Source organism: Vogesella indigofera, from assembly GCF_003633895.1.
Classification (GTDB): domain Bacteria; phylum Pseudomonadota; class Gammaproteobacteria; order Burkholderiales; family Chromobacteriaceae; genus Vogesella; species Vogesella indigofera.
This window is the reverse complement of the sequence record NZ_RBID01000016.1, coordinates 39203-63105: the sequence shown is the minus strand read 5'-3', so window position 1 is coordinate 63105 and position 23903 is coordinate 39203. Positions and strand designations below refer to the sequence as shown.

The window sequence follows — 23903 nt, the reverse complement described above, 5'->3', positions numbered from 1 at the left end:
AGCGTTGCGGCCAACCTTCAGCAAAAAGCCGACGCATCGCGTCGGCTTTTTTTGCGCCCGGCCCCGGTGGCAACCGGAAATGGCTAGCACAACAAGTGCTGGAACTCGGCGGCGGTTTGCGGCTTGCCGAACAGGTAGCCCTGCGCCTGATGGCAACCCTGGCCGATCAGGAACTCGCGGTGGGCCGGCCTTTCCACCCCCTCGGCCACGATGGACAAGCCCAGGCTGCGGCCCAGCGAAATCACCGCCGAGGCGATGGCAGCATCGTCCTTGTCACGATCCAGATCCTTGATGAAGGAACGGTCGATCTTCAGCACCTGCACCGGCAGGCGCTTGAGGTAGGCCAGCGAGGAATAGCCGGTGCCGAAATCGTCGATCGCCAGCGTGATGCCCATCGCGCGCAGCCCTTCCAGTGCCTTCATCACCTCGCCGTCGCTGTCCATCGCCGTGCTTTCGGTGATTTCCAGCTCCAGCTGCGACGGCGGCAGGCCGGTCTGCTGCAGCACCTGCGCCACCGTTTCCACGATGTTGCCGAACTTGATCTGGCGCCCGGACAGGTTGACCGCCACCCGGCCGCCAAAGCCGCAACGGTCGGCCCACTGCTTGGTCTGGCGGCAGGCTTCCTGCAACACCCAGGCGCCGATCGGCACGATCAGCGCGCACTCCTCGGCCACCGGGATGAACTCCACCGGCGGCACAAAGCCCATTTCCGGATGCTGCCAGCGGATCAGCGCCTCCATGCCCACCAGCGCGCTGCTGGCGAGATCGACCTTGGGCTGGTACCAGACCTGGAATTCGTCCTTGATCAGCGCGCGGTGCAGGCTGTACTCCAGCTTCAGCCGTGCCATGGCGCTGGCATTCATGTCGGCGGTGTAGAACTGGAAGGTGTTCTTGCCGCGGTTTTTGGCGCGGTACATCGCGGCATCGGCATTGACCAGCAGGCTATCGGCGGTACGTCCGTCATCGGGAAACACCGCGATGCCGAGGCTGGCGGAGACAAACACCTTGCTGTTGCCGCCCAGCACCAGCTCGCCGGTAATGCTGTCCAGAATATCCTGCGCCATGCTGGCCAGCGTGGTCAGGCTGCCGCTATTGGGCAGCAGGATGGTGAACTCGTCACCGGCCAGGCGTGCCACGGTGCTGCTGCCCGGCGCTTCTTCCTGCAGCCGCTGCGAGATTTTCACCAGCAGTTCGTCGCCGGCCTGGTGCCCCAGCGTGTCGTTGATCAGTTTGAAGCGGTCGAGATCGATGAACATCAGCGCAAAGCGCTGCTGTTGCTCGCGCGCCTGCTCCACCGCCGCCTGCAGCTTTTCCGCGAACAGGGTGCGGTTGGGCAGCCCGGTCAGCGCATCGTGGTTGGCGAGGAAATGCAGCCGCTCCTCAGCCTGCTTGCGCTGGGTGATGTCGGCAAACACCGCGACGTAGTGCTGGGTCACACCCTGATCATCGCCGATGGCGGTGATGGTCAGGTGTTCGGTATAGAGCAGCCCGTTCTTGCGGCGGTTGACCACCTCGCCCTGCCAGAAACCGTCGCTTTCCAGCTGCCGCCACATGTGTTCGTAGAAATCCGCCGACTGGCGCCCGGACTTGAGCAAGGCAGGGGTATGGCCGATGGCCTCATCGCGCGAGTAGCCGGTAATGCGGGAAAATGCCGGGTTGACCGACTGGATCAGCCCCTTGCTGTCGGTGATGACGATGCCTTCCATCGTCGACTCGAACACCTTGTCCGCCATCAGCAGGCTCTGCCGTGAGCGCAGCAGCGCCTCATCACGCTCGCGTAGTGCGTGATGCAGCTCGGCGAGAAATTCCTGCTCGATGGTGGCGAGGATGTCGGACATGCCGATGATGGTCAGCAGCTGGCCGCTGCCGTCGGTGACGCCGAGATGGCGCAGCTGGTGCTCCAGCAGCACCTTGCGCGCGGCCAGCAGGGTCATCTGCACCGGCACCGTGCGCAGTGGATGGCTGGCAAGATCGGCCACCGTCAGGCCGCCGCGCGGCTGCGCCAGGTGCTGCAGCATGTCGCGCTGGGTGAGGATGCCCCAGCTGCCGTCGGCGTAGGTCACGCCCAGCGCCTCGGCCTTGTGCTCGCGCATCAGCCGGGTGGCGGTGCCGATATCGGCGGTGGCGGCGATGGTGGCCAGCGGCACATGCACCATCGCATCCAGCCGCTTCAGGCGCAGGAAAAACTCGGCCTCCTGATTGATGACGATGTCGGTGGTCGACACCACGCCCATCACGCGGTTGCCGCCCGGCTCAGTCACCACCAGATGGCGCATGCGCTGCTTGTGCAGCAGCGCGGTGACTTCCTGGATGGTGGCATTGGCGGCAATGGTGCGCACCGGCGACGACATCACCGTCGCCACCGGCGTCGAGGCCACCCCCGGCTGCTGCAGGTCCAGCCGGACCGCGTCGCTCTCGGTCCACACCCCGACCGGCCGCCCGCCCTCGTCCATCACGATAATGGCGCCACAGCGCTCACGGCACATGGCAAAAGCCGCCTCGCTCACCGTGGCGGTGGGCAGGCAGCTCAGTACCTGGCGTGACAGGATAGACTCGACGGACCGGGAAAACGACACGCAATCAGCTCCAGACATTCGTTAGACGGTGCAGTAACTATTTATACTGAACACCGTCATTTGATAATGATTAATAGGAAATAATCTTACCACAAGCAGGGTTATTCCTTCACGCAAAAACCCGCCAATTCATGACAAAAGCCTGATCTGCCGTTCGGCGCCGTCCGCCCCGCCGCTCACGCCGGCAACGGGATGAACTCGCTCTCGCCGGGCACCATGGCAAAGCGGCCGGCCTGCCAATCGTCCCGCGCCGCCGCCAGCAGCGCCTTGTCACTGGCCACGAAGTTCCAGTCCAGGTAGCGCGGCCCGTCCAGCGCTGCGCCGCCAAAGATCACGCCCTGCACGCAGGCGCTGGCACGCAACTCGCGCGCACTGTCGGACAATATCACCAATTCGCCGGCGCGGATGACTTCACCGTCGACCTGCACCTCGCCCTCGATCAGGTACAGCGCGCGCTCGGCCACGTCCTGCGGCAGCGACAGCACGCCGCCGCCCTGCAACTGCCAGGCGGCATACAGTGTCGGGGAAAAGGTTTTCACCGGCGACACCATGCCGAAGGCGGTGCCGATCAGCAGCTGCACGCTGCCGCGTTCGAAGTCATGCTGCGGCAACACGGCCGCCGAGTAGTGATAGAACGCCGGCTGGCAACGCTCCAACGTCTGCGGCAGCGCCAGCCACATCTGCAGCCCCTCCACCGCCACGCTGGCAGCACGGATGTCGGCCGGAATGCGCTCGGAATGGACGATGCCGCGCCCGGCCACCATCAGGTTGATGGCGCCCGGCTCGATGCGCTGCACCGTGCCCAGGCTGTCGCGGTGCATCATCGCGCCCTGGCTGAGGTAGGTCACGGTGGCCAGACCGATGTGCGGATGCGGGCGCACGTCGCCAGCGGTGCCGGCGGCGACGAAATACGCCGGCCCCATGTGATCGAGAAACACGAACGGTCCGACACTGCGCATACCGCGCACCGGCAACAGGCGCCGCACGACAAAGCCGATGTCCTGCTGGCGCGGTTCAATACGCTGGCTGATGGCACTCATGGAAAAACTCCGCATCAATTGAATGGAAAAAAGGTTGGCCGCAACGCCTGCGGCCAACCTTGTGCAGCATCAAGCCAAACGGCCCTGCTGGTAGTCGGCAAACGCCTGCTCCAGCTCGGCGCGCGTGTTCATCACGAACGGCCCGTACTGTGCAATCGGTTCGCGCAGCGGCTGTCCGGACAGCACCAGCACGCTGGCACCGTCGTCGCTGTGCAGGCGCACGCCGTCACCGTTGTTGGCGAGTATCGCCATGCGCTGCTGCGGCACGTTGACGCCGGCGATGCTGACGTTGCCGTGGTAGACGTAGACAAAGGCATTGTGGCCGGCTGCGATGTCGATGTCGCGCGTGCCACCCGCCGGCAGCTGCAGGTCGAGATACAGCGGCTCGGTATCCGGCTGCCGTATCGCCCCCGCCTGCGAGCGGTACTGGCCGGCGATCACCTTCACCGCGACGCCGTCCGCCTCCTGCAGCAGCGGAATCTCCGCCGCCGGGATGTCGCGATAGGCGGCCGGAATCATCTTGCGCGCCGCCGGCAGGTTGATCCACAGCTGGAAGCCGTGCATCAGCCCGTCCTCCTGCTCCGGCATCTCGGAATGGATCACGCCACGGCCGGCGGTCATCCACTGCACGCCGCCCGGCCCGAGCAGGCCTTCATTATTGCCGCTGTCGCGATGGCGCATGCGCCCGGCCAGCATGTAGGTCACCGTCTCGAAGCCGCGATGCGGATGCGACGGGAAACCGGCGATGTAGTCGCCCGGATTGTCAGAGCGGAATTCATCCAGCATCAGGAACGGATCCAGCCGCCGCTGCAGGTTTTGCGTCAGTACGCGCGTCAGCTTGACGCCGGCACCGTCCGAAGTCGGCATGCCGCTGACTTGCTGTTCGACGGTTCGTGATTGCCATTGCGGATCGGTCATGGGTGGCTCCTGGTCTGGGGTTGATGGAAACACTATACAAACCGGCCATTCGATAAAAAAGCACAAAAATCTGCAGCCCATGTTCAAAAAAACTGAGCAGGAATAAAAAACGGCGCAAGGTCTGCACCTTGCGCCGTTCTGGCCATCAGCGGGTGGCGTTTACACGCGCTCGCCCCACAGGTCGTGCTCGCTGGCATCGACGATTTCGACCTCGACAAAATCACCGACCACCAGGCCGGCCGCGTCCTCGACAAACACCAGGCCGTCGATCTCCGGCGCATCGGCGTAGCTGCGGCAGACCGCAGTGCCTTCCTCGTCGATCTCGTCGACCAGCACCTGCAGGCGCTGGCCGATGCGTGCGGCCAACCTTGCGGCACTGATCTCGGCCTGTACCGCCATGAAGCGCTCCTTGCGCTCCTCCTTCACCGCGTCCGGCACCGGGTCCGGCAGCTCGTTGGCGGCTGCGCCCTCCACCGGCGAGTAGGTGAAACAGCCGACACGATCCAGCTGCGCCTCGCGGATGAAGTTCAGCAGCTCCTCGAAGTCTTCTTCGGTCTCGCCGGGGAAGCCGACGATGAAGGTGGAGCGGATCACCAGCTGCGGGCAGATCTCGCGCCACTTCTTGATGCGGCCGAGCACGTTGTCGCTGTTGGCCGGCCGCTTCATCAGCTTCAGGATTTTCTGGCTGGCGTGCTGGAACGGGATGTCCAGGTAGGGCAGGATCTTGCCGTCGCGCATCAGCGGAATCACTTCGTCGACGTGCGGGTACGGATAGACATAGTGCAGGCGCACCCAGATGCCGTGCTTGCCCAGTTCCTCGCACAGCTCGGTCATGCGCGTCTTCACCGGGCGGCCGTTATGGAAGCCCAGCTTGTACTTGACGTCGACGCCGTAGGCGGAGGTGTCCTGCGAGATGATCAGCAGTTCCTTGACGCCGGCCTTCGCCAGGTTCTCGGCTTCCGCCAGCACGTTCTGGATCGGGCGGCTGTCGAGGTCGCCGCGCATCGACGGGATGATGCAGAAGGTGCAGCGATGGTTGCAGCCTTCGGAAATTTTCAGGTAGGCGTAGTGCTTCGGCGTCAGGCGCACGCCGATGTCCGGCACCAGGTCGACGAACGGGTCGTGCGGCTTCGGCAGGTGATTGTGCACGTGCCCCATCACCTCGTCGGTGGCGTGCGGGCCGGTGACGGCCAGTACCGACGGATGGTTGTCGCGGATCACGTCGCCCTTGGCGCCGAGACAGCCGGTGACGATCACCTTGCCGTTTTCGGTCAGCGCCTCGCCGATGGCATCCAGCGACTCCTGCACCGCAGCATCGATGAAGCCACAGGTGTTGACCACTACCAGGTCGGCACCATCGTAAGTACCGGAAATTTCATAGCCCTCCGCACGCAGGCGGGTGAGGATCTGCTCGGAATCGCTGGCCGCCTTCGGACAGCCCAGACTGATAAACCCTACTTTTGGTGCAACGTGCGACATGGGACACAACCTTGAAGAAATTCAATACAGAAAGCCGGACGTTGCAACAACGTCCGGCTGTGAACTGCACATTATAGAAAAAACCGCGCGGGAAAAAAACTACTTCGGCGGGTTCTTGTCGTCGTCGCGGCTAGGCGGGTAGGCCGGGAAGCCGAAGCCGCTGAACATGGTGCGCGCCTGCTCCTGCATGCGGTTCTGCATGTCGAGGAACATATTGGTGCTCTGGTCCAGATAGCTGGTCATCATGTTCTGCATCGCCGGGCCCTGGAAGTTGAGGAAGTCTCCCCACATCTTGGCGTTCACCATCGGGTTGTCACCGTAGATGGTCTTGGCCTGCTCCTGCATGCGCGACTGCAGCTGGGTAAACAGCTGCAGGTTTTTCTCAAGGAACGGCCCCATCATGCCCTGCATCGCCTGGCCGTAAAAACGGATGAACTGGGTCAGCACTTCGTAGCTGAACATCGGCGAGCCGCCGTTCTCCTCTTCCAGAATGATCTGCAGCAGCACACCACGCGTGATGTCATCGTGGGTTTTCGCGTCCACAACCTGGATATCCACATTATCCAGCACCAGCTGCTTCACATCGCCCAGTGTGATGTAGGAACTGGTGGCGGTATCGTACAAACGGCGGTTGGGGTACTTCTTGATGACCCGTTTTTCAACACTCATGTAACACTCCCAGCTTATTTTTCTGTTGTGTGGCGCCACATTATCATAAATGCAACACGGTAGAGCAAAACTTCTAGGCACCGATTTCGAAGTTACGCTACTATCAAATTGTCATTGTGCAGCGCAACAGACCGGTATGATGCGACAAAAAAAGTACAACAACAATGACGACACACCGGACCAGACCGAGTTACATCAACAGCGAGTGAGGGTATCCCAAATGATCAATCCAACCGAACAACTGAGCAAACTGTCCCTGAATGGTTTTGAGGCACTGTTCCGCGCCGCACAAATCTCCCTGGACAGTACTGAACGCCTGGTCAAGCTCAATTTCGAGCTGTCCAAGCAGTCGCTGGAAGAAAACGTCAAGCTGACCCGCGAACTGAGCAGCCTGAAAACACCACAGGATGCCCTGACCCGCCTGAACAAGCTGGCCACCCAGAATCTGGAACAGGCTGTCGCCAATTCGCGCAGCGTGTACGACATCGTGTCCGAAACCCAGGCCGAACTGGGCAAGATCGCGGAAAGCAACTTCAACGAGCTGAACAAGTCGGTAATCAGCAACATCGACCTGCTGAGCAAGAATGCACCTGCCGGTTCCGAAACCGCCGTCAACGCACTGAAATCGGGCATCGCCGCCAGCGCCGCCGCGATCAACTCGATGACCAAGGCCGCACAGCAAGTTGCCGAGTTTGCCGACTCCAGCGTCAAGGCCGCCAACAGCGCCACCGTGGATGCCGTGAAAACCGCCGCCAAGCGCTCGTCCGCAGCCTGAAATACGCCATTGCGCCGCAATGGCCAGCACAACCTGCCACCGCTAGCCCGTGGCAGGTTTTTTCATGGCGCCGCGCGCGGCCACGGCAAGCGTGCCGCCGGCAGCGCAACGCGTTACAATAACCGGCTACCAGTAACAGACGGACATACCGCAGCATGAAAATCAGCAGCAATTTCGACGCCGGCAGTATCGAGGTTATCGCGCTCAATAACTTTGAAGACATTCAGCTTCGCATCCGCAAAGATAATGCCTCCGATTTTGCCCAATGGTTTTACTTCCGGCTGCAGGGTGCCGCCTACGAGCTGTGCAAGCTGCGTTTCCTCAACATCAAGGAAACGGCCTATCCCAAGGGCTGGGAAGACTACCAGGCGGTGGCGTCCTACGATCGCGTCAACTGGTTCCGCGTGCCGACCTATCTGGACGGCGACGAGCTGGTGATCGAACACGTTCCGCTGGCCGGCAGCATCTACTACGCCTACTTCGAGCCGTACTCGCACGAGCAGCACCTGAACCTGATCGGCATGGCGCAAAGCTCCGGCCTGTGCCAGGTATCCGATCTCGGCTCGACGGTGCAGGCACGCGACGTCAACCTGCTGACCATCGGCCACGAGGTCGAGTCCGACCTCAAGATCTGGGTCATCGCCCGCCAGCACCCCGGTGAAACGATGGCGGAATGGTTTGTCGAAGGGCTGCTCACCCGCCTGCTCGACACCCAGGATCCGACTTCGCGCGCACTGCTGGACCGGGCCACCTTCTACGTGGTGCCGAACATGAACCCGGACGGCGCCATTCTCGGCAACCTGCGCACCAACGCCGCCGGTGCCAACCTGAACCGCGAATGGCTGAATCCGAGTCTGGAAACCAGTCCGGAAGTGTTTCATGTCCGCAACAAGATGCTGGAAACCGGCGTCGACCTGTTCCTCGATATCCACGGCGACGAGGCGATTCCGTACGTGTTTGTCGCCGGCACCGAAGGCGTGCCCAGCTACAACGAGCGCATCGCGGCACTGGAAACCGCGTTCAAGCAGCAACTGCGCGTGGCATCGCCCGACTTCCAGGATGAGCACGGCTACGACAAGGACGCCCCCGGTGCGGCCAACCTTGCGATGGCGACGGCCTGGGTCGGCAACCAGTTCAACTGCCTGGCCTATACCCTGGAAATGCCGTTCAAGGACAACGACAACCTGCCGGACGACGACTTCGGCTGGAATGGCCAGCGCAGCCTGCGTCTTGGCGAAGCCAGCCTGAGCGCCATTTACGGCGTGCTGAAAGACCTGCGCTGAAGCAGCACGACACGCAATAAAAAAGCCACGATGCACATCGTGGCTTTTTATTTGGCGGCAGCGGCTACAGCTGCCGGATCAGCTCGATCTCCACCTGGCACCAGTCGGCGCCCTTTTCCAGCACCCGCCCCAGCGCCACCAGAAAGCCCTTGTTCTTGGCAAACATCTGCAGCTTCTTGCCGTGTGCGTAGCTGAACAGCGGAATCAGCAGGGTATTGCACTTCACGCCGCCTTTCATCGCCGAGGCAAACAGGGCGATCTCGCCCTGATTCCACACCATGCCGACCGGCAGGGTCGGATCGGCATTGCGACCGTTCTCCGCCTTGGTGTACGCCGCCACCGGCCGCGAGCTCAGCAGCTGCAAACCGAGGTACATGCGCTCCTTGTCGTCACGCTTGATGCGACGCACGATGCTCAGGCTCCAAGCCTGCTGCCCGGCCTCTCGCGTCGCCAGCAATGCCCCCAGTGACAGCCACTCCGCACCTGCCGCCGGCAAGGACACTCCCAGACCGCTGTCGCTCTGGTTCTCGATATCCCACAACTGCAACTCGGTGCCGGTGGCGATCTTGACCACCTCGTCCTGGGCCACGTTTTTTTCACGACGGCGCCCGGTCAGGAAACCGTAAATGCGGATTTCGGCAACCTCTTCGACACTGACCGACGGGCTTTCCTGGCGATCGCCCTGTGCCAGGAATTCCTCATACTCGCGCACCAGCCGGTGCACCCCGCTCAGCAGGCGGCCAACCTCCAGCTGCTTGCTGGCCACCGGCACCCGCTCCGCACGCTCGAAGCGGAACGGTTTGACCGCCCACTCCCGCACCAGGAAGCGCAGCAGGCCCGGATCAACACCCCGGCTGAAACGCTCGCGCAGCGCCTGCGGCGTGGCGCCGCCGTCATACACCGCCAGCCAGGCATTCAGCTGATCAACCAGCTCCGTGGTGGACCAGACGCGAATACCCTGCAGTTGCGGCACATTGTGCGCACGACTCGGCGGAGACGCATGCTGGATATTGACGATGAAACTGCTCTCCCCGGACAGATCGCGGGACAACGTCATGCGGTTGGACAGCATCAGCGCCAGTTGATAGGCGAGGTGAATCTGGCGGGAAGTCAGGTTGCCGCTGTTCAGTAGCGAGGTCATCAGGAACGCCAGATACAGGTCATGGATGGTCGTGGTTGCCTCGCCGGGGAACAGCTGCAACGGCACCGCATCAATGGCCTGCTCTTCGGCATAGCGGAACAGCTGGTTGACATTGCTCCACATCACATCGTCCAGCGAGGCGTGTCGGTAGTAATGCCACAGCGCATTCTCGGTGAGATAGAACAGCATCTTGCCGATCACCAGCGGCAACAGCAGCCGGATGTGCGGTGCTTCCTCGCCCTCGGGATCGAAACTCATGAAGCGCTGGAAGGCAGCCACCAGCTGGCGGCCATAGGACAGGATTTGCGCCCGCTGCTGCAGCTCGATGGCAGGCAATAGCTTGGAGCTCAGATACTGGGCGCACAATTGCTGGTGCGCGATGTGCCCCAGTCGGTCCAGCTCGATGATGGCCTCCAGCGTGGCGACGCTCGGGCTGTCGATGTCCTGATTGAACTGCGACAGCAGCTTGGTGATCTGGTCATGGCTACCAGCGGCAAACTCCCGCTGGGTCGCGGCGTACCACTCGGTTACCGACTTGACGTCATCAAGAGGATGGGATTTGCGTTTATCGCCGAACGAAAAAAAATCCAGTTTTGCCATGACCTAAACCGAAGTTAAGCACTCACACAATCAAGCAGGCTCTCATTACCAGCGCATTCTATAATGAATCGTGAATGTTCCGCTGCAAAAGAAAACGCCGTGTTTGCACACGGCGTTTTGCTATCCACAACCCGTCAGCTCATTTATACGCGCAAGCTATCCAGATCAATACCGGAATCCAGCAGTGCGACAACCCACAACGGCTTGCGACCGCGACCGGTCCAGGTCAGCGATTCATCGTTCGGATGACGGTATTTGACTTCTACCGGTTTGCGGCCACTGGCCGTTGGTGCCACTTTGCCGCCGAGCACATCCTCAACACTGAAGCCATAAGCCTTGGCAATTTCAAGAATCTGTTTCTTGGCTTTGGCTTTTTCTTCTACTTCGCGACGGCGAACCTCAACATCAACGTCATTTTTCAGCTGCAGCAATTCGGCAAAATCGAGTGTACTCAAATCCATTTAACCCCCCCTTCAATAAACAAAGCCAGCCAGAATATACCGAAAATTAGATTACCAGCCGCTCTGCGTCAAGCACTATATTAAATTCTGAATTAACCCTCTTGCAAATCAGGGATTAAATACGGCGCCTCCAGCCGCAACAATTGCGAGTGCGGCACACCGGCAAGATAAGGCTGCCCCTCCCAGGCCGAGATTTGCATCACTACCAGTGCCAGATATTTTTTTGCTGCCAATGGCACGCTTAGCATCACCTTGCCGATGGCCTGCTCACCGGTTGCTTCAACCTGCACATCCATGCCGGCCGTACACTCGTCGGCATTTACTTCCACCACAAACATGCGGCGTTTCACTTTGCCGAGATACTGAGTACGCGCCACAATTTCCTGACCTGGATAACATCCCTTGCGGAAACTGATACCACCGATCAGATCCAGATTCGCCATTTGCGGCACGAATGCTTCATAGGTTGCCTGCGACACCCAGGGAATACCGGCACGGATAAAGAAGGCGTCAAACAGGCGACTGGCCAGCAGCTTACCGGCAAACTGCGGCAGCGCGGCGGCCTCATCCGCCCCCAGACAGGTAATACGGATCTGCTCGCCAATCGACACCACCGCGTGCTCGGCAGTACCCGCCAAGGCCGGTTCAAAAGCCGGGCGGCCAGTTTCCGCTGCGGCCAAGTATTCGCCGACAATCACGCTGTCGACCACTTCGACTTTCACCTTGGCACGCAGGACAAACATGGAAAGGCGACGACGAAAAGCCTCGGCAATATCTTTTCGCAGCAGCAGGAAAAAGGTCTGCTCAATGCGCCACAACAGGAAACTGGCCTGCATCCGGCCCTTGGCATTGGAATAACTGCTCCATTGCGCCACGCTGCCGTCCAGTAATTTTACGTCGGAAGAAAATTGCCCCTGCAGGAACGATTCAGCATCGTCGCCATGTACTTTCAACAAAACAAACTGGGTGAGTACGGCATGGCCATCCTGCTCGAATGACAACTCTTGCTGGCTCTCGCCATTGGCCAACACCACATCACCATCGGCATCGAGCATGGCACCATGCTGACTCAAATAAGCCAATACCTGCGACTGGTTCATTACTGTTCCTTTCTGAATTACGGACCTCATCACGCCCCGTAAATGTCCGTTGGCCGGCTATCCATTCCATGTCGGCCACGTTATGATTTGCGGATGAAAAAATTCACTTTACTGCCAGCATTACTCGCTATTTTACTGTGGTCTTCCCTAGCCGCGTTAGGGGCATTTACCCAGCGCCTGCCGCCATTTCTGGTCACCGCTGTGGCGCTTTTTATTGGCAGCCTGCTCGCCATTCACCGCATCCGCGACTGGCGAGTGGCACCGGGCACCCTGCTGATTGGCGTCGCCGGCATCTTCGGCTATCACTGCCTGCTGTTTACCGCTTTTCGCACCGCACCGGCACTGGAAGCCAATCTGCTGAATTATTTGTGGCCACTGCTGATTGTCGTGCTTAGTCCGCTGTTCGGGTTGGGCAAATTGACCGGCCGCCACATCCTGGCGGCAACGATCGGTTTTTGCGGCGCGGTATTGATTGTCAGCAAGGGTCAATTCGACTTTGCCGACAGCCTGCCGATCGGCTACCTGTTCGCGATCGCCGCGGCCTTCACCTGGTCCAGCTACAGCCTGGCGACTCGCAAGCTGCCACCGTTCCCTAACGCGGCGGTCGGCGGCTTCTGCCTGCTTTCCAGCCTGCTTGCCGCACTCTGCCACTGGCTGTTCGAGCCGGCAATCGTTCCCAACAACGAGGAATGGCTGGCACTGCTGCTGATGGGGGTCGGGCCGCTGGGCGCATCGTTCTTCCTGTGGGACAAGGCCATGAAGGAAGGCGACCCGAAGCAGATCGGCGCGCTGTCCTACCTCACCCCCTTGCTCTCCACCCTGATCCTGGCGGTCAGCGGGCTGGGCGAACTGAACACCATTACCTGGATTGCCGGCGCCTTGATCCTGCTCGGCGCCACCATCGGCTCGCTCAGCCGCGGACGCTAACCGGCCAGTCTGCCGCGGTCCGCGGCAGCATCCGCTTCGGGCCGGCTTGGCGTATGGCGCACAAGCCGACAAGCCGACACGGGGCAACGCCAGCAAACGGAAGCGGCTAAAGATGACGCCCCGGCACTGCTGTCAGACTGTGCTCATGTAGTCCGGCGACATCACGACAGGCAACGATGTACAGGCAAGGAAATCCGCGGCAGGACTACGGAACGACGGTCTGGCAAGCAAGGCTCAGACACGACCCCGCCATTCTAGACTGCCGGGCGCGGATAAAACACCGAAGCGGCAACAGGGTTATTGCGACACTTGCGATAGGCGTGGTGGGCGCCACGCACCGCGGACAGCGTGGCATAGGAAAAGCGGGTGGAAGCAAAATGCTGGATCTGGCGGCTGGCACGCGACGCGATCAGGTAGCCGGAAAAGCCGAGGTCCAGTGGCAGCACACAGGGTGCAGCCGAGAGCAACGGCGAGTGCCGCAGCCAGGTTTTTTGCTGTTCGCCAAACCAGCGTTCCAGCACCAGCAGCAGGTCATGCTGCGCATCGGCAGAGGCTTGCAATACCGAGGCGCTCGACATCATCGGCGCATCCAGTTGCCCGATCAGGCCCGGTGCACCGTCGGTCGGCTGTGATAGCTGACACCAGCTACGCCAGCAATCGGCCTGTGCGGCCAACATGCGTTGCTGATTGGTCTGTACCGCATCGAGATACTGCTGAAAAACCGTTGCCATGGTATGCCCCTGGATAAGGTAAGACGACATCAGACAACAAGGTTGCTGTTCAGGCCCCACACCGGCTGCAGGCCGGCAACCAGCGTCTGCAGAATCGGGTCGTCGGCCCGGTCGGCCGGATAGACGAACTGCAGCTCTGCCATCTTCACGATCTCCGGCACCAGATCGACCACGCCGCGCTCGACGGCGCGAAGCGCATCTTCCTCGCGCAGCAAGGCGAGGCCGACACCCGCTTGCACCAGCTCGGAAGCGGTAAACAGGTTGTCGCATTCCGATACCTTTTTCGGGGCGATGTTCAGCTCCCGCCACAGCTCGGACACGATCTTCGACAGGCTGGAAAACTGGGAAATGCCGACCCACGGCAGACGTCCCAGCTCCTTGGGGTTGGCCGCATTGATCCGCGCCAGCCAGCCCTTGGGCATCACGATGCGCAAGCGCAGCTGCGTCAACAACAGGGTGTGCACGTTGACGTAGGGGTTTTTGCCGAGATAGAAACCGGCGTCCAGTTCTTTCTTGCGCACCGCATTGAGCACGTCGCCGGTAACACCCTGATGCAGACACACCTCCAGCAAGGGAAAGCGCTCGGCCAGGCCGGCTACCCAGGGGCCGACCCGCAGCACGTCCGGGGTCAGCGCAATGCCGATCTGCACCTTGCCGGTCAGCGGCCCCTTCAGGCTGCGGGCATGGTCAAGCAGCTGCCGCGCCGAAACCAGAATGTCCTGCGCGCGGGGCAGCAGCTCCTGCCCCGCCAGCGTCAACACCACCCCCCCCGCCGTGCGCTCGAACAAGGACATGCCGACTTCTTCTTCAATGGCCTTGATCTGCGCCGTCACCGCCGGCTGCGACAAGTGAAGCAGCTCGGCAGCCTGAGTCAGATGGCCTTGCTGAGCCACCGTAACAAAGGTGCGCAGTTGGTAGATTTCCATGCTGGACGACTCTCCTGATCGGCTGAGGGCGCGCTACTTTTGCATCGCAAAGGCGGGGTTTTGGCCATTTTGTACAAGTTCCCCACCAACCCACAAGGTATGCACACAAAAAGCTGGATAACGATTGCTGATACCCTCCATCAATAAAGTAAATACTCGAACGCAAGTACCTAATACAAAAGAAAAATTCTCGAAAAAAACGGTGACGTTAATTCCTGTTATCAGAAAAAACGATTAGCCACATCGACGAGTCGACTTTTAGATTGCAGGCACACGCTAACCGCACTTGCGGCCGGCGAGAAATGGGAGGAGACAACGATGAATGAAGATATCCTTACACGGGTACAAAGCAACCCCAAATTCAAAGAGCTTGTTCACAAGCGGACCCGCCTTGGCTGGCAGCTGAGTATCCTGATGCTGGCTATCTACTACGGCTTTATCCTGGTGCTGGCCTTCGCACCCAATGTGCTTGGTGCATCGCTGTCGGGCGGAACCACTACGGTCGGCATTCCGGTTGGCATTTTCATCATCATCTCGGCATTCGTCCTGACCGGCATCTATGTCCGCAAGGCCAATACCGAGTTTGACCAACTGAACCAACAAATCGTCGAGGATGCCAAACAATGAAAAGCTGGACGAAAACCCTCTGCGCCACCGCACTGACCGGCCTGCCGGCTCTGGCACTGGCCGCCGGCGCCTTTGAAGGCGAAGTCACCAAGCAGGCGACCAACTGGCACGCCATCATCATGTTCTTCCTGTTTGTCGCGTTCACCATGGGCATTACCTACTGGGCCTCGCGACGCACCCGCTCCGCCAGTGACTTTTACACCGCCGGTGGTGGCATTACCGGTTTCCAGAACGGTCTGGCGATTGCCGGTGACTACATGTCCGCCGCCTCCTTCCTCGGTATCTCGGCAATGGTGTTCGACAAGGGCTACGATGGCCTGATCTACTCCATCGGCTTCCTGGTCGGCTGGCCGGTCATCCTGTTCCTGGTGGCTGAACGCCTGCGCAACCTCGGCAAGTTCACCTTTGCCGACGTGGCCTCCTACCGTCTGCAACAGACGCCGGTACGGACCTTTGCCGCGACCGGCACCCTGGTGGTGGTGGCGCTGTACCTGATCGCGCAGATGGTTGGTGCCGGCAAGCTGATCCAGCTGCTGTTCGGCATGAGCTACTCCTCCGCGGTGATCCTGGTTGGCATCCTGATGGTGATGTACGTCACTTTCGGCGGCATGCTGGCTACTACCTGGGTTCAGATCATCAAGGCCGTCATCCTGCTTGGCGGTGCCAGCTTCATGGCGTTCATGGTACTGGCCACCGTTGGCTTCAGCCCTGAGATGATGTTCCAGAAAGCGGTCGCCATCCACGCCAAAGGCGCCGAAATCATGGCACCGGGCAAGGCTGATCCGATCGACTCGATCTCGCTGGGCCTGGCACTGATGTTCGGTACCGCCGGTCTGCCACACATCCTGATGCGCTTCTTCACCGTGTCCGACGCCAAGGAAGCCCGCAAATCGGTGTTCTACGCAACCGGCTTCATCGGCTACTTCTACATCCTGACCTTCATCATCGGTTTCGGCGCAATCATGCTGCTGCTGGAACAGCCATCGATGATGGAAACCGTGGTCAAGAACGGCAAGGAAGTGACCCAGCTGATCGGCGGCAGCAACATGGCGGCGATCCATCTGGCCAACGCGGTTGGTGGTGACCTGTTCCTCGGCTTCATCTCCGCAGTTGCCTTCGCCACCATCCTGGCGGTGGTTGCCGGTCTGGCCCTGTCCGGTGCATCGGCGGTATCGCATGACCTGTACGCCTCCGTAATCAAGAAGGGCAAAGCCAACGAAGCCGACGAAATCCGTGTCTCGAAGATCACCACCGTGGTACTGGGCGTGATCGCGATCCTGCTTGGCCTGCTGTTCGAAAAGCAGAACATCGCCTTCATGGTTGGTCTGGCCTTCTCGATCGCCGCTTCCGCCAACTTCCCGGTACTGTTCCTGTCCATGTTCTGGAAAGGCCTGACCACTCGCGGCGCGGTAGTCGGCGGCTTCATCGGCCTGATCTCCGCAGTTGGCCTGATCGTGATGGGCCCGGCGGTATGGGTAGACGTGCTGAAGCACGAAACCGCACTGTTCCCGTACAAGAACCCGGCGATCTTCTCGATCACCCTGGCCTTCGTGTTCACCTGGCTGATCTCGGTACTCGACAAGTCCAAGTCGGCGGTTGAAGAAAAAGCCAAGTTCGAAGCACAGTTCGTACGCTCGATGACCGGTATTGGTGCCGCAGGTGCATCCAAACACTAAGCGAGTCGTGTAAAAATGGCCGCACCCGTACGGGTGCGGCCAGTTGCTGTCCGCGAATCATGTTTGCAAGGAACGCTTTATGTCTACTCTTGACTCCATCCTGCGCGAAACCCGCAGCTTTGACCCGGCAGAAGACTTCCGCCGCAAGGCCACGGTTTCCGGGCCGGACGCCTACTACGCGCTGTGCGAACAGGCCGACGATCACTACCTGTCCTTCTGGGGGGATCTGGCGCGAGAGCTGATCAGCTGGAAAAAGCCGTTCTCGCGCGTGCTGGACGACAGCAATGCACCGTTCTTCAAATGGTTCGACGATGGCGTGCTCAACGTCTCCTACAACTGTCTGGATCGGCATCTGGCCGTCAACGCCAACAAGATTGCCCTCATTTTCGAAGCGGATGACGGCGACGTCACCCGCGTCACCTATTCCGAGCTTCACCGCCGCGTCTGCCAGTTTGCCAACGGCCTGAAGTCGCTGGGCGTCAGCAAAGGCGACCGCGTGGTGATCTACATGCCGATGGTGATCGAAGCCATCGTCGCGATGCAGGCCTGCGCCCGCATCGGCGCCATTCACTCGGTGGTATTCGGCGGTTTCTCCGCCGGCGCGGTACACGACCGCATCCAGGATGCCGGTGCCAAGGTGGTGGTCACCGCCAACGAAGGCCTGCGCGGCGGCAAGATCGTGCCGCTGAAGGCGATGGTTGACGAAGCGCTGGCGATGCCGGGCAGCGAAACGGTGATCGCCACCGTGGTCTACCAGCGCACCAATAACGGCGCCAGCACCTGGCACGACGGCCGCGACATCTGGTGGCACAAGCTGATCGACGGCCAGCCGGAATCCTGCGAACCGGAATGGATGCTGGCCGACGATCCGCTGTTCATCCTGTACACCTCAGGCTCCACCGGCCGTCCGAAAGGCATCCAGCACAGCAGCGCCGGCTACCTGCTCGGCGCCCTCAACAGTTTCCGCTGGGTGTTCGACTACAAGCCCAGCGATGTGTTCTGGTGCACCGCCGACGTCGGCTGGATCACCGGCCACTCCTACGTCTGCTACGGCCCGCTGGGCATGGGCGCCACCCAGGTCATTTTCGAAGGCGTGCCGACCTACCCCGATGCCGGCCGCTTCTGGCGCATGATCGAGCAGCACAAGGTCACCACCTTCTACACCGCGCCGACCGCGATCCGCACCCTGATCAAGCTCGGCGCCGAACTGCCGAAACAGTACGACCTGTCCAGCCTGCGCCTGCTCGGCACCGTCGGCGAGCCGATCAACCCCGAGGCGTGGATGTGGTACTACGAGATGGTCGGCGGCGAGCGCTGCCCTATCGTCGACACCTGGTGGCAGACCGAAACCGGCTCCGCGATGATCGCGCCGCTGCCCGGCGCCATCGCCACCAAGCCCGGCTCCTGCACCCTGCCGCTGCCCGGCATCATGGCCGACATCGTCGACGAGTCCGGCGCCCCGGTAGAACCGGGCAAGGGCGGCTTCCTGGTGATCAAGCGGCCATTCCCATCGCTGGTGCGTACCATCTGGAACGACCCGGAGCGCTTCAAGAGCACCTACTTCCCGGAAGAGTTCAACGGCCAGTACTACCTCGCCGGCGACTCTGCCAACCGCGACGAAAGCGGTTACTTCTGGATCATGGGCCGTATCGACGATGTGCTGAACGTGTCCGGTCATCGCCTCGGCACCATGGAAATCGAATCGGCACTGGTGGCCAACCCGCTGGTGGCGGAAGCCGCGGTGGTCGGCAAGCCGCACGAGGTCAAGGGCGAGGCGGTGGTCGCCTTTGTGGTGCTGAAAGGCCCGCGCCCGACCGGCGAAGAAGCCAAGCGCCTGACCGCTGAACTGAAAAACTGGGTGGCGCACGAGATCGGCAAGCTGGCACAGCCGGACGACATCCGTTTCGGCGATAACCTGCCGAAGACCCGCTCCGGCAAGATCATGCGCCGCCTGTTGCGCGCCATCGCCCGCGGCGAGGAAATCGCGCAGGACGTGTCGACGCTGGAAAATCCACAGATCCTGAGCCAATTGCAGGAGAGTGCCAGCTGAGCGGCCTCTCCCCCTAGCTGTCCTTGTAAACCGCACGCGTGCTGCATCACCGTGCGGTTCTTTTTATTTGCGGCAGCACAAGGTTGGCCGCAATCCGCCTGCGGCCAACCTTGCGGCGACCGCCCGGCTGCCGGACAATAGCGCCCAGCCATTTACAGACCCCTGCCCGGTTGCGCACCGGCCATTCGCGAAGTCAGCACCCCATCATGAGCCAAGCTTTTCCGCCCGCCCGTCTTGACTGGAGCACCGGTCAACCCGTTTCCGCCGATTACGGCGACGTCTACTTTTCCCGGGAAAGCGGCCTTGATGAAACGCGTCACGTGTTTATCGAGCACAACCAGCTGCCGCAGCGCTTCGCGGCGCTGGCGCCGGAGCAGCTGTTCAGCATCGGCGAGACCGGCTTTGGCACCGGCCTGAACTTCCTGGTCGCCTGGCAATGCTTCCTGCAGCACGCGCCCGCCAGCGCGCGGCTGTCTTTTGTCAGCACCGAGAAACACCCGCTCACCGCCGCCGACCTGGCGCAGGCACAGGCGATGTGGCCGGAGCTGGCCGCCCAGGCCACGGCGCTGCAACAGCAATACGACGCCATGGCGCCGGGCTGGCACCGTTTCGTGCTGGAAGACGGCCGCGTGATCCTGACGCTGCTGATCGGCGACGTACTGGAGACCCTGCCGCAGCTGGAGGCGCGCATCGACGCCTGGTTCCTCGACGGCTTTGCCCCGGCCAAGAATCCCGAGATGTGGCAGCCGGCGCTATTCCAGCAGCTGGCACGGCTGTCGCACCGCGGCACCACGCTGGCCACCTTCACCAGCGCCGGCATCGTCCGTCGCGGACTGGAAGACGCCGGCTTCAGCATCGAAAAAGTCGCCGGCCATGGCAAGAAGCGGGACATGACACGCGGTCAGCTGCAGCACCCGCCGCACGCCGAGTGGCGGGCACCATGGTATGCACTCCCGCAGCAAACCATCAGCGAGCGTAGCGCGGTGGTAATCGGCGCCGGCATCGCCGGAGCCAGCGTCGCGCGCAGCCTGGCCAACCGCGGCTGGCAGGTCACCGTGCTCGACCGCCACCCGCTGGCGGCGCAGGAAGCCTCCGGCAACCCGCAGGGCGTGCTGTACACCAAGCTGTCGCCACACTTCACCCCGCTGACCCAGCTGGTGCTGTCCGGCTACGGCTACACCCTGCGCACGCTAAGCCAGCTGCTCCCGGAAGACGGCGTACAGTGGCGGCGCTGCGGCGTGCTACAGCTGGCCGGTGACGCGGCCGAAGAGAAACGCCAGCAAGGACTGGCCGCCGCCGGGCTGTCGCCGCACATCCTGCGCCGCGTCGATGCCGCCGAAGCCTCCGCCATCGCCGGCATCGAGGTCAGCCAAGGCGGCCTCTATTTCGAGCAGGGCGGCTGGCTGAACCCGCCCAGCCTAGTCAACACGCTGCTAGATCACCCCAACATCACCCTGCGTCTGGGGGAAGCGGTGACCGAGCTGGCGCAAAACCCGTCCGATGGCGGCTGGGTGGCGATGGGCAGCAGCGATCCGCTGGCGATCGGCAGCATTGCCGTGGTCGCCACCGCCAACGACACCATGCAATTCGACCCGACCTACTACCTACCGGTGAAGCGCATCCGTGGCCAGGTCACCGAGCTGGCTGCGACCGCCGCCAGCGGCCAGCTGCAGACCGTACTGTGCGGCGAGGGCTATATCGCCCCGGCACGCCAGGGTCGGCACTGCCTCGGCGCCACCTTCAAGTTCGAGTACGAGGATCTGGCAGCCAACGACGCCGAGCACACCGAGAACCTGGCGATGCTGGCCGGCATGGCGCCACGACTTTACCAGGCGCTGGGTGGCGACGCCATCGCCCCGGCACAGTGCCACGGCCGCGCTGCGCTGCGCTGTACCAGCCCGGACTACCTGCCGATGGTCGGCGCCGTCGTCGATCGCGACGCCTTCCTCGACTGCTACCAGCCGCTGGCGCGCGACGCTTCGCTGAAGCTGACTGCTGAAGCACCGCTGATCAGGGGGCTGTATGTCAGCACCGCCCACGGCTCGCGCGGCATGGTCACCGCACCGCTGGCCGGCGAAATCATCGCCAGCCTGCTGAACGACGAGCCGGCGCCGCTACCCAGCAGCATCATGGATGCCGTCAACCCCAGCCGTTTCCTGGTGCGCGACCTGATCCGCCAGAAACACCGCGATTGAGTCAGCCGGCCAGTTGCGCCATGATCAGTTCGGCCGTGGCCTGCGGCTGCTCCAGCGGAAACAGGTGCGAACCTTTTTGCACAACGATGTTCACAGCGAAGTGCTTGCGCATAAAGGCCAGATCGGCCGGCGTCAGCACATCGCTGTCCTCGCCGGCGACAAACACCGTCGGCACCCGCAGCTGTCCCTTGTAGCGGGGTAGCGAATGCGGCAGCGTGTTGTAGATCGCGTTTTCGATCACCGGCCGGAATTTCAGCCGGCGACCGCCATCGGCCGTCGCCACCGTGCCCAACGCGGCATAGTCGTGCAGGCAGTCGGGATCGAAGCGGGCAAACATCGGCTTGCGCGCGAAATAGTCGTACACCGATTCGACGCTGGCCCAGTTGTCGCGCCGCTTCAGGGTGTTGCCGCCCGGCGTCACGCGGTCGATGAAGCCCAGTTTTTTCGCCAGCCAGATGCCGCGCGAACGCAGCGGCCCCATCAGCGGCGAATCGAGAATGATCAGCTTGCTGAACAGCTCCGGGTGGCGAATGGCGGCAAAGAACAGGATGAAACCGCCCAGCGAGTGCCCGACGCCGACCACCGGCCGGTCATAATGCTGGCGCATATAGGCAACGGTCTCCTCGACCAGATGCGGCCAACAGTCGGTCACCGGATAGCGTGGATCGTGGCCGATGCAGTCAAGGTAGCCGACGTGGCAGCCCTGATCGCGCAGCGACTGGTGCAATTTGCGGTACACCGACGCCGGAAAGCTGTTGGCGTGGGCAAAATGAATGATGGGGGTCATGGCAGGTGCTCCTCGTGCCCCATAGTATATCAAGCGTTTGCTTGGCAAAATATGGGCGGTGCGTTTAGCCACGGCCGCACCGTCGCAACAACCAATCAAGGCACCGCCGTTTTGGCGGTCACAAGGTCATGAACAAGCGCATTTTCTCTCTCTTCACCCGCTGCCTGCTGTGGCTAAGCCTGCTGCTGGCCCCGTTTGCCCACGCGCTGGATCAGGACGACCTGCTGCCGCCGGAACAGGCCTTTGCCGTCACCGCCGAACGCCAGGGATCACAGCTGCGACTGACGATGACCGTCGCCGACGGCTACTACCTGTACCGCGACCGCAGCCGCTTCGAGACGATACCGGCGGCGCTGATCGCCCAGCAGGCCTTGCCCGCCGGCAAGCCCAAGGACGACCCCTACTTCGGCAAGCAGGCTACCTACCCGCCGGGGGCGACCGTGATGCTGCTGACGCTGCGCCCGGACGCGCCGCAACAGTTCACCCTCAAGGCCACGGTACAGGGCTGTGCCGATGCCGGCCTGTGCTACCCGCCCTACACCCACACCCTCGCGATCGGCGGTGACAGCAAGGCGCTGTCGCCTTGGCTGCAGCCGGCCGGCGCGCAGGGCGACCGCTCGCCGCCGCCGCGCGAAGGCCTGGCCGCCACGCTGGCGGCCTTCTTTGCCGCCGGCCTGGGCATGGCGTTCACCGCCTGCATGTACCCGCTGCTGCCTATAGTGTCCTCGCTGATTGCCGGCCAGGGCCAGCACCTCACCCGTCGTCGCGGCTTCTTGCTGGCGCTGACCTATGTACAGGGACTGGCGGTCAGCTACACCGCCATCGGCATCGTGGCCGGCCTGACCGGCAGCCTGCTCAGCGTGTGGCTGCAGCAGCCGGCGGTGATCCTCGGCGCCAGCCTGCTGATGGTGGTGTTTGCGCTGGGCATGTTCGATATCGTTTCCATCCAGCTGCCGTCCAGCTGGCAGACCCGCCTCGCCGCCTCCAGCAACCGCCTGTCCGGCGGCCATATCGTGACCGTATTCGGCATGGGCGTGCTGTCGGCGCTGCTGATCGGCCCCTGCGTCGGCCCGCCGCTAGCGCTGGCACTAGGCTATATCGGCCAGACCGGCGATGCCTGGCTGGGCGGTATCGCGCTCTACGCCATGGCGATGGGGCTGGGCCTGCCGCTGGTCATCGTCGGCACCTTTGGCGGCCACGTGCTGCCCAAGGCCGGCATGTGGATGAAGACAGTCAAGGCGGTGTTCGGCGTGGTGATGCTGGCGGTGGCCATCTGGCTGGCGACGCCGTTCCTGCCCGCCATCGTGGTGATGCTGCTGTGGGCAGCACTGGCGCTGGCCAGCGCCGTGTTCCTGAAAGCGTTTGATCCGCTGCCAACGAACGCGTCGTCCGTGCTCAAGCTGGGCAAGGCGCTGGGCCTGCTGCTGGCGCTGGTCGCCACCCTGCAGCTGATCGGCGTGTTCAGCGGCGCCAAATCGGCCCGCTACCCGCTGGCGGCACTCGGCGCCACCGCCGGCAACAGCAGCAAGCCGCAGTTCCGCACTATCGGCAGCGTGACCGAACTGGATGCCGCCCTCAATGCAGCCCGTGGCCAGACGGTATTGCTGGATTTCTATGCCGACTGGTGCGTGTCCTGCATCGAGATGGAAGACTCCACCTTCCGCGACCCGGCGGTACAGCAGGCCATGGCCAAGGTGGTACTACTGAAAGCCGACGTCACCGCCAACCTGCCGGCGCACCAAGCGCTGCTGCAACGCTTCGGCCTGTACGGCCCGCCAGGCATGATCTTCTTCGACCGCCACGGCAAGGAGCAGCAACGTCTCATCGGCTACAGCCCGGCCGACGAATTCCTGCCGCTGCTGCAACGCCAGCAAAGCGGCGGCTGAGGCCGTTGCGGCCAACGTTGGCCGCAACCGACGGCCGTGGCACGGCCGAGCGCCGT

Annotated in this window: 19 protein-coding genes; 8 read left to right on the top strand and 11 right to left on the bottom strand. The window is 62.1% G+C overall.

Annotated elements, in window-relative coordinates:
* Positions 1–83: 83 nt before the first annotated feature.
* The 5 genes from C8E02_RS12110 to phaR all read right to left on the bottom strand — a co-directional run bounded on the left by C8E02_RS12110 (position 84) and on the right by phaR (position 6682).
* Positions 84–2576, bottom strand: a complete 2493-nt coding sequence (locus C8E02_RS12110; RefSeq protein WP_245961141.1) for an EAL domain-containing protein — start codon at positions 2574–2576, stop codon at positions 84–86.
* Between the two features lie 176 nt (positions 2577–2752).
* Positions 2753–3616, bottom strand: coding sequence for a pirin family protein (locus tag C8E02_RS12105; protein ID WP_120811035.1), 864 nt, complete (start codon positions 3614–3616; stop codon positions 2753–2755).
* A gap of 69 nt (positions 3617–3685) precedes the next feature.
* Positions 3686–4534, bottom strand: coding sequence for a pirin family protein (locus tag C8E02_RS12100; protein WP_120811033.1), 849 nt, complete (start codon positions 4532–4534; stop codon positions 3686–3688).
* Positions 4535–4693: 159 nt separating this feature from the next.
* A complete protein-coding gene (gene rimO, locus C8E02_RS12095) occupies positions 4694–6013 on the bottom strand; it encodes a 30S ribosomal protein S12 methylthiotransferase RimO (protein WP_120811031.1) in 1320 nt (439 codons plus the stop codon).
* A gap of 99 nt (positions 6014–6112) precedes the next feature.
* Positions 6113–6682, bottom strand: a complete 570-nt coding sequence (phaR, locus tag C8E02_RS12090; protein ID WP_047967434.1) for a polyhydroxyalkanoate synthesis repressor PhaR — start codon at positions 6680–6682, stop codon at positions 6113–6115.
* A 220-nt stretch (positions 6683–6902) separates the two neighbouring features.
* Between phaR and C8E02_RS12085 the strand changes: the two genes are divergently transcribed.
* Together C8E02_RS12085 and C8E02_RS12080 are read left to right on the top strand one after the other, a co-directional pair.
* Positions 6903–7457: a phasin family protein gene (locus C8E02_RS12085; RefSeq protein ID WP_120811028.1), complete on the top strand. Its 555-nt coding sequence runs from the start codon at positions 6903–6905 to the stop codon at positions 7455–7457.
* 155 nt (positions 7458–7612) lie between these two features.
* On the top strand, positions 7613–8740 hold the full coding sequence (locus tag C8E02_RS12080) for a M14 family metallopeptidase (protein WP_120811026.1): 1128 nt from the start codon (positions 7613–7615) through the stop codon (positions 8738–8740).
* A 64-nt stretch (positions 8741–8804) separates the two neighbouring features.
* On the opposite strand, the gene C8E02_RS12075 is transcribed toward C8E02_RS12080, so the two are convergent.
* From C8E02_RS12075 to ygfZ, 3 genes are all read right to left on the bottom strand, one after another.
* Positions 8805–10481 (bottom strand): hypothetical protein, encoded by a 1677-nt coding sequence (locus C8E02_RS12075; protein ID WP_120811024.1) that lies wholly within the window; start codon positions 10479–10481, stop codon positions 8805–8807.
* Positions 10482–10624: 143 nt separating this feature from the next.
* Positions 10625–10942: an H-NS histone family protein gene (locus tag C8E02_RS12070; protein ID WP_047967430.1), complete on the bottom strand. Its 318-nt coding sequence runs from the start codon at positions 10940–10942 to the stop codon at positions 10625–10627.
* 92 nt (positions 10943–11034) lie between these two features.
* Complete coding sequence (ygfZ, locus tag C8E02_RS12065; RefSeq protein WP_170152157.1) at positions 11035–12042, bottom strand: CAF17-like 4Fe-4S cluster assembly/insertion protein YgfZ; 1008 nt, start codon at positions 12040–12042, stop codon at positions 11035–11037.
* Between the two features lie 42 nt (positions 12043–12084).
* Between ygfZ and C8E02_RS12060 the strand changes: the two genes are divergently transcribed.
* Complete coding sequence (locus tag C8E02_RS12060; RefSeq protein WP_245961140.1) at positions 12085–12969, top strand: DMT family transporter; 885 nt, start codon at positions 12085–12087, stop codon at positions 12967–12969.
* A 254-nt stretch (positions 12970–13223) separates the two neighbouring features.
* Here C8E02_RS12060 and C8E02_RS12055 read toward each other — a convergent pair whose 3' ends face one another.
* Together C8E02_RS12055 and C8E02_RS12050 are read right to left on the bottom strand one after the other, a co-directional pair.
* The gene (locus C8E02_RS12055; protein WP_120811018.1) at positions 13224–13700 is read right to left on the bottom strand and encodes a hypothetical protein; all 477 of its coding nucleotides are present in this window, start codon (positions 13698–13700) and stop codon (positions 13224–13226) included.
* Positions 13701–13729: 29 nt separating this feature from the next.
* Positions 13730–14626 carry a LysR family transcriptional regulator gene (locus tag C8E02_RS12050; RefSeq protein ID WP_120811016.1) on the bottom strand — a complete coding sequence of 299 codons (897 nt, stop codon included), beginning with the start codon at positions 14624–14626 and terminating at the stop codon, positions 13730–13732.
* A 318-nt stretch (positions 14627–14944) separates the two neighbouring features.
* Here C8E02_RS12050 and C8E02_RS12045 point away from each other — a divergent pair, with 318 nt between their 5' ends.
* The 4 genes from C8E02_RS12045 to mnmC all read left to right on the top strand — a co-directional run bounded on the left by C8E02_RS12045 (position 14945) and on the right by mnmC (position 21174).
* Entirely contained in the window at positions 14945–15253 is a 309-nt protein-coding gene (locus C8E02_RS12045) for a DUF485 domain-containing protein (protein WP_047967425.1), read from the top strand.
* On the top strand, positions 15250–16929 hold the full coding sequence (locus tag C8E02_RS12040; RefSeq protein ID WP_047967424.1) for a cation acetate symporter: 1680 nt from the start codon (positions 15250–15252) through the stop codon (positions 16927–16929). The genes C8E02_RS12045 and C8E02_RS12040 overlap by 4 nt, the downstream gene beginning before the upstream one ends.
* Before the next feature lie 79 nt (positions 16930–17008).
* Positions 17009–18979, top strand: coding sequence for an acetate--CoA ligase (gene acs / locus C8E02_RS12035; RefSeq protein WP_120811014.1), 1971 nt, complete (start codon positions 17009–17011; stop codon positions 18977–18979).
* Between the two features lie 206 nt (positions 18980–19185).
* Positions 19186–21174 carry a bifunctional tRNA (5-methylaminomethyl-2-thiouridine)(34)-methyltransferase MnmC2/FAD-dependent 5-carboxymethylaminomethyl-2-thiouridine(34) oxidoreductase MnmC1 gene (gene mnmC / locus C8E02_RS12030; RefSeq protein WP_120811012.1) on the top strand — a complete coding sequence of 663 codons (1989 nt, stop codon included), beginning with the start codon at positions 19186–19188 and terminating at the stop codon, positions 21172–21174.
* 1 nt (position 21175) lies between these two features.
* Here mnmC and C8E02_RS12025 read toward each other — a convergent pair whose 3' ends face one another.
* Positions 21176–21961, bottom strand: a complete 786-nt coding sequence (locus C8E02_RS12025; RefSeq protein WP_120811010.1) for an alpha/beta fold hydrolase — start codon at positions 21959–21961, stop codon at positions 21176–21178.
* Between the two features lie 128 nt (positions 21962–22089).
* Here C8E02_RS12025 and dsbD point away from each other — a divergent pair, with 128 nt between their 5' ends.
* Positions 22090–23847, top strand: coding sequence for a protein-disulfide reductase DsbD (gene dsbD / locus C8E02_RS12020; RefSeq protein WP_120811008.1), 1758 nt, complete (start codon positions 22090–22092; stop codon positions 23845–23847).
* Positions 23848–23903 lie beyond the last annotated feature (56 nt).

Bases quoted from the DNA above. Each gene is read 5' to 3' on its own strand.
- C8E02_RS12105 (WP_120811035.1), bottom strand. From the start codon at position 3,616: ATGAGTGCCATCAGCCAGCGTATTGAACCGCGCCAGCAGGACATCGGC.
- C8E02_RS12100 (WP_120811033.1), bottom strand. From the start codon at position 4,534: ATGACCGATCCGCAATGGCAATCACGAACCGTCGAACAGCAAGTCAGC.
- rimO (WP_120811031.1), bottom strand. From the start codon at position 6,013: ATGTCGCACGTTGCACCAAAAGTAGGGTTTATCAGTCTGGGCTGTCCG.
- phaR (WP_047967434.1), bottom strand. From the start codon at position 6,682: ATGAGTGTTGAAAAACGGGTCATCAAGAAGTACCCCAACCGCCGTTTG.
- C8E02_RS12085 (WP_120811028.1), top strand. From the start codon at position 6,903: ATGATCAATCCAACCGAACAACTGAGCAAACTGTCCCTGAATGGTTTT.
- C8E02_RS12080 (WP_120811026.1), top strand. From the start codon at position 7,613: ATGAAAATCAGCAGCAATTTCGACGCCGGCAGTATCGAGGTTATCGCG.
- C8E02_RS12075 (WP_120811024.1), bottom strand. From the start codon at position 10,481: ATGGCAAAACTGGATTTTTTTTCGTTCGGCGATAAACGCAAATCCCAT.
- C8E02_RS12070 (WP_047967430.1), bottom strand. From the start codon at position 10,942: ATGGATTTGAGTACACTCGATTTTGCCGAATTGCTGCAGCTGAAAAAT.
- ygfZ (WP_170152157.1), bottom strand. From the start codon at position 12,042: ATGAACCAGTCGCAGGTATTGGCTTATTTGAGTCAGCATGGTGCCATG.
- C8E02_RS12060 (WP_245961140.1), top strand. From the start codon at position 12,085: ATGTCCGTTGGCCGGCTATCCATTCCATGTCGGCCACGTTATGATTTG.
- C8E02_RS12055 (WP_120811018.1), bottom strand. From the start codon at position 13,700: ATGGCAACGGTTTTTCAGCAGTATCTCGATGCGGTACAGACCAATCAG.
- C8E02_RS12050 (WP_120811016.1), bottom strand. From the start codon at position 14,626: ATGGAAATCTACCAACTGCGCACCTTTGTTACGGTGGCTCAGCAAGGC.
- C8E02_RS12045 (WP_047967425.1), top strand. From the start codon at position 14,945: ATGAATGAAGATATCCTTACACGGGTACAAAGCAACCCCAAATTCAAA.
- C8E02_RS12040 (WP_047967424.1), top strand. From the start codon at position 15,250: ATGAAAAGCTGGACGAAAACCCTCTGCGCCACCGCACTGACCGGCCTG.
- acs (WP_120811014.1), top strand. From the start codon at position 17,009: ATGTCTACTCTTGACTCCATCCTGCGCGAAACCCGCAGCTTTGACCCG.
- mnmC (WP_120811012.1), top strand. From the start codon at position 19,186: ATGAGCCAAGCTTTTCCGCCCGCCCGTCTTGACTGGAGCACCGGTCAA.
- C8E02_RS12025 (WP_120811010.1), bottom strand. From the start codon at position 21,961: ATGACCCCCATCATTCATTTTGCCCACGCCAACAGCTTTCCGGCGTCG.
- dsbD (WP_120811008.1), top strand. From the start codon at position 22,090: ATGAACAAGCGCATTTTCTCTCTCTTCACCCGCTGCCTGCTGTGGCTA.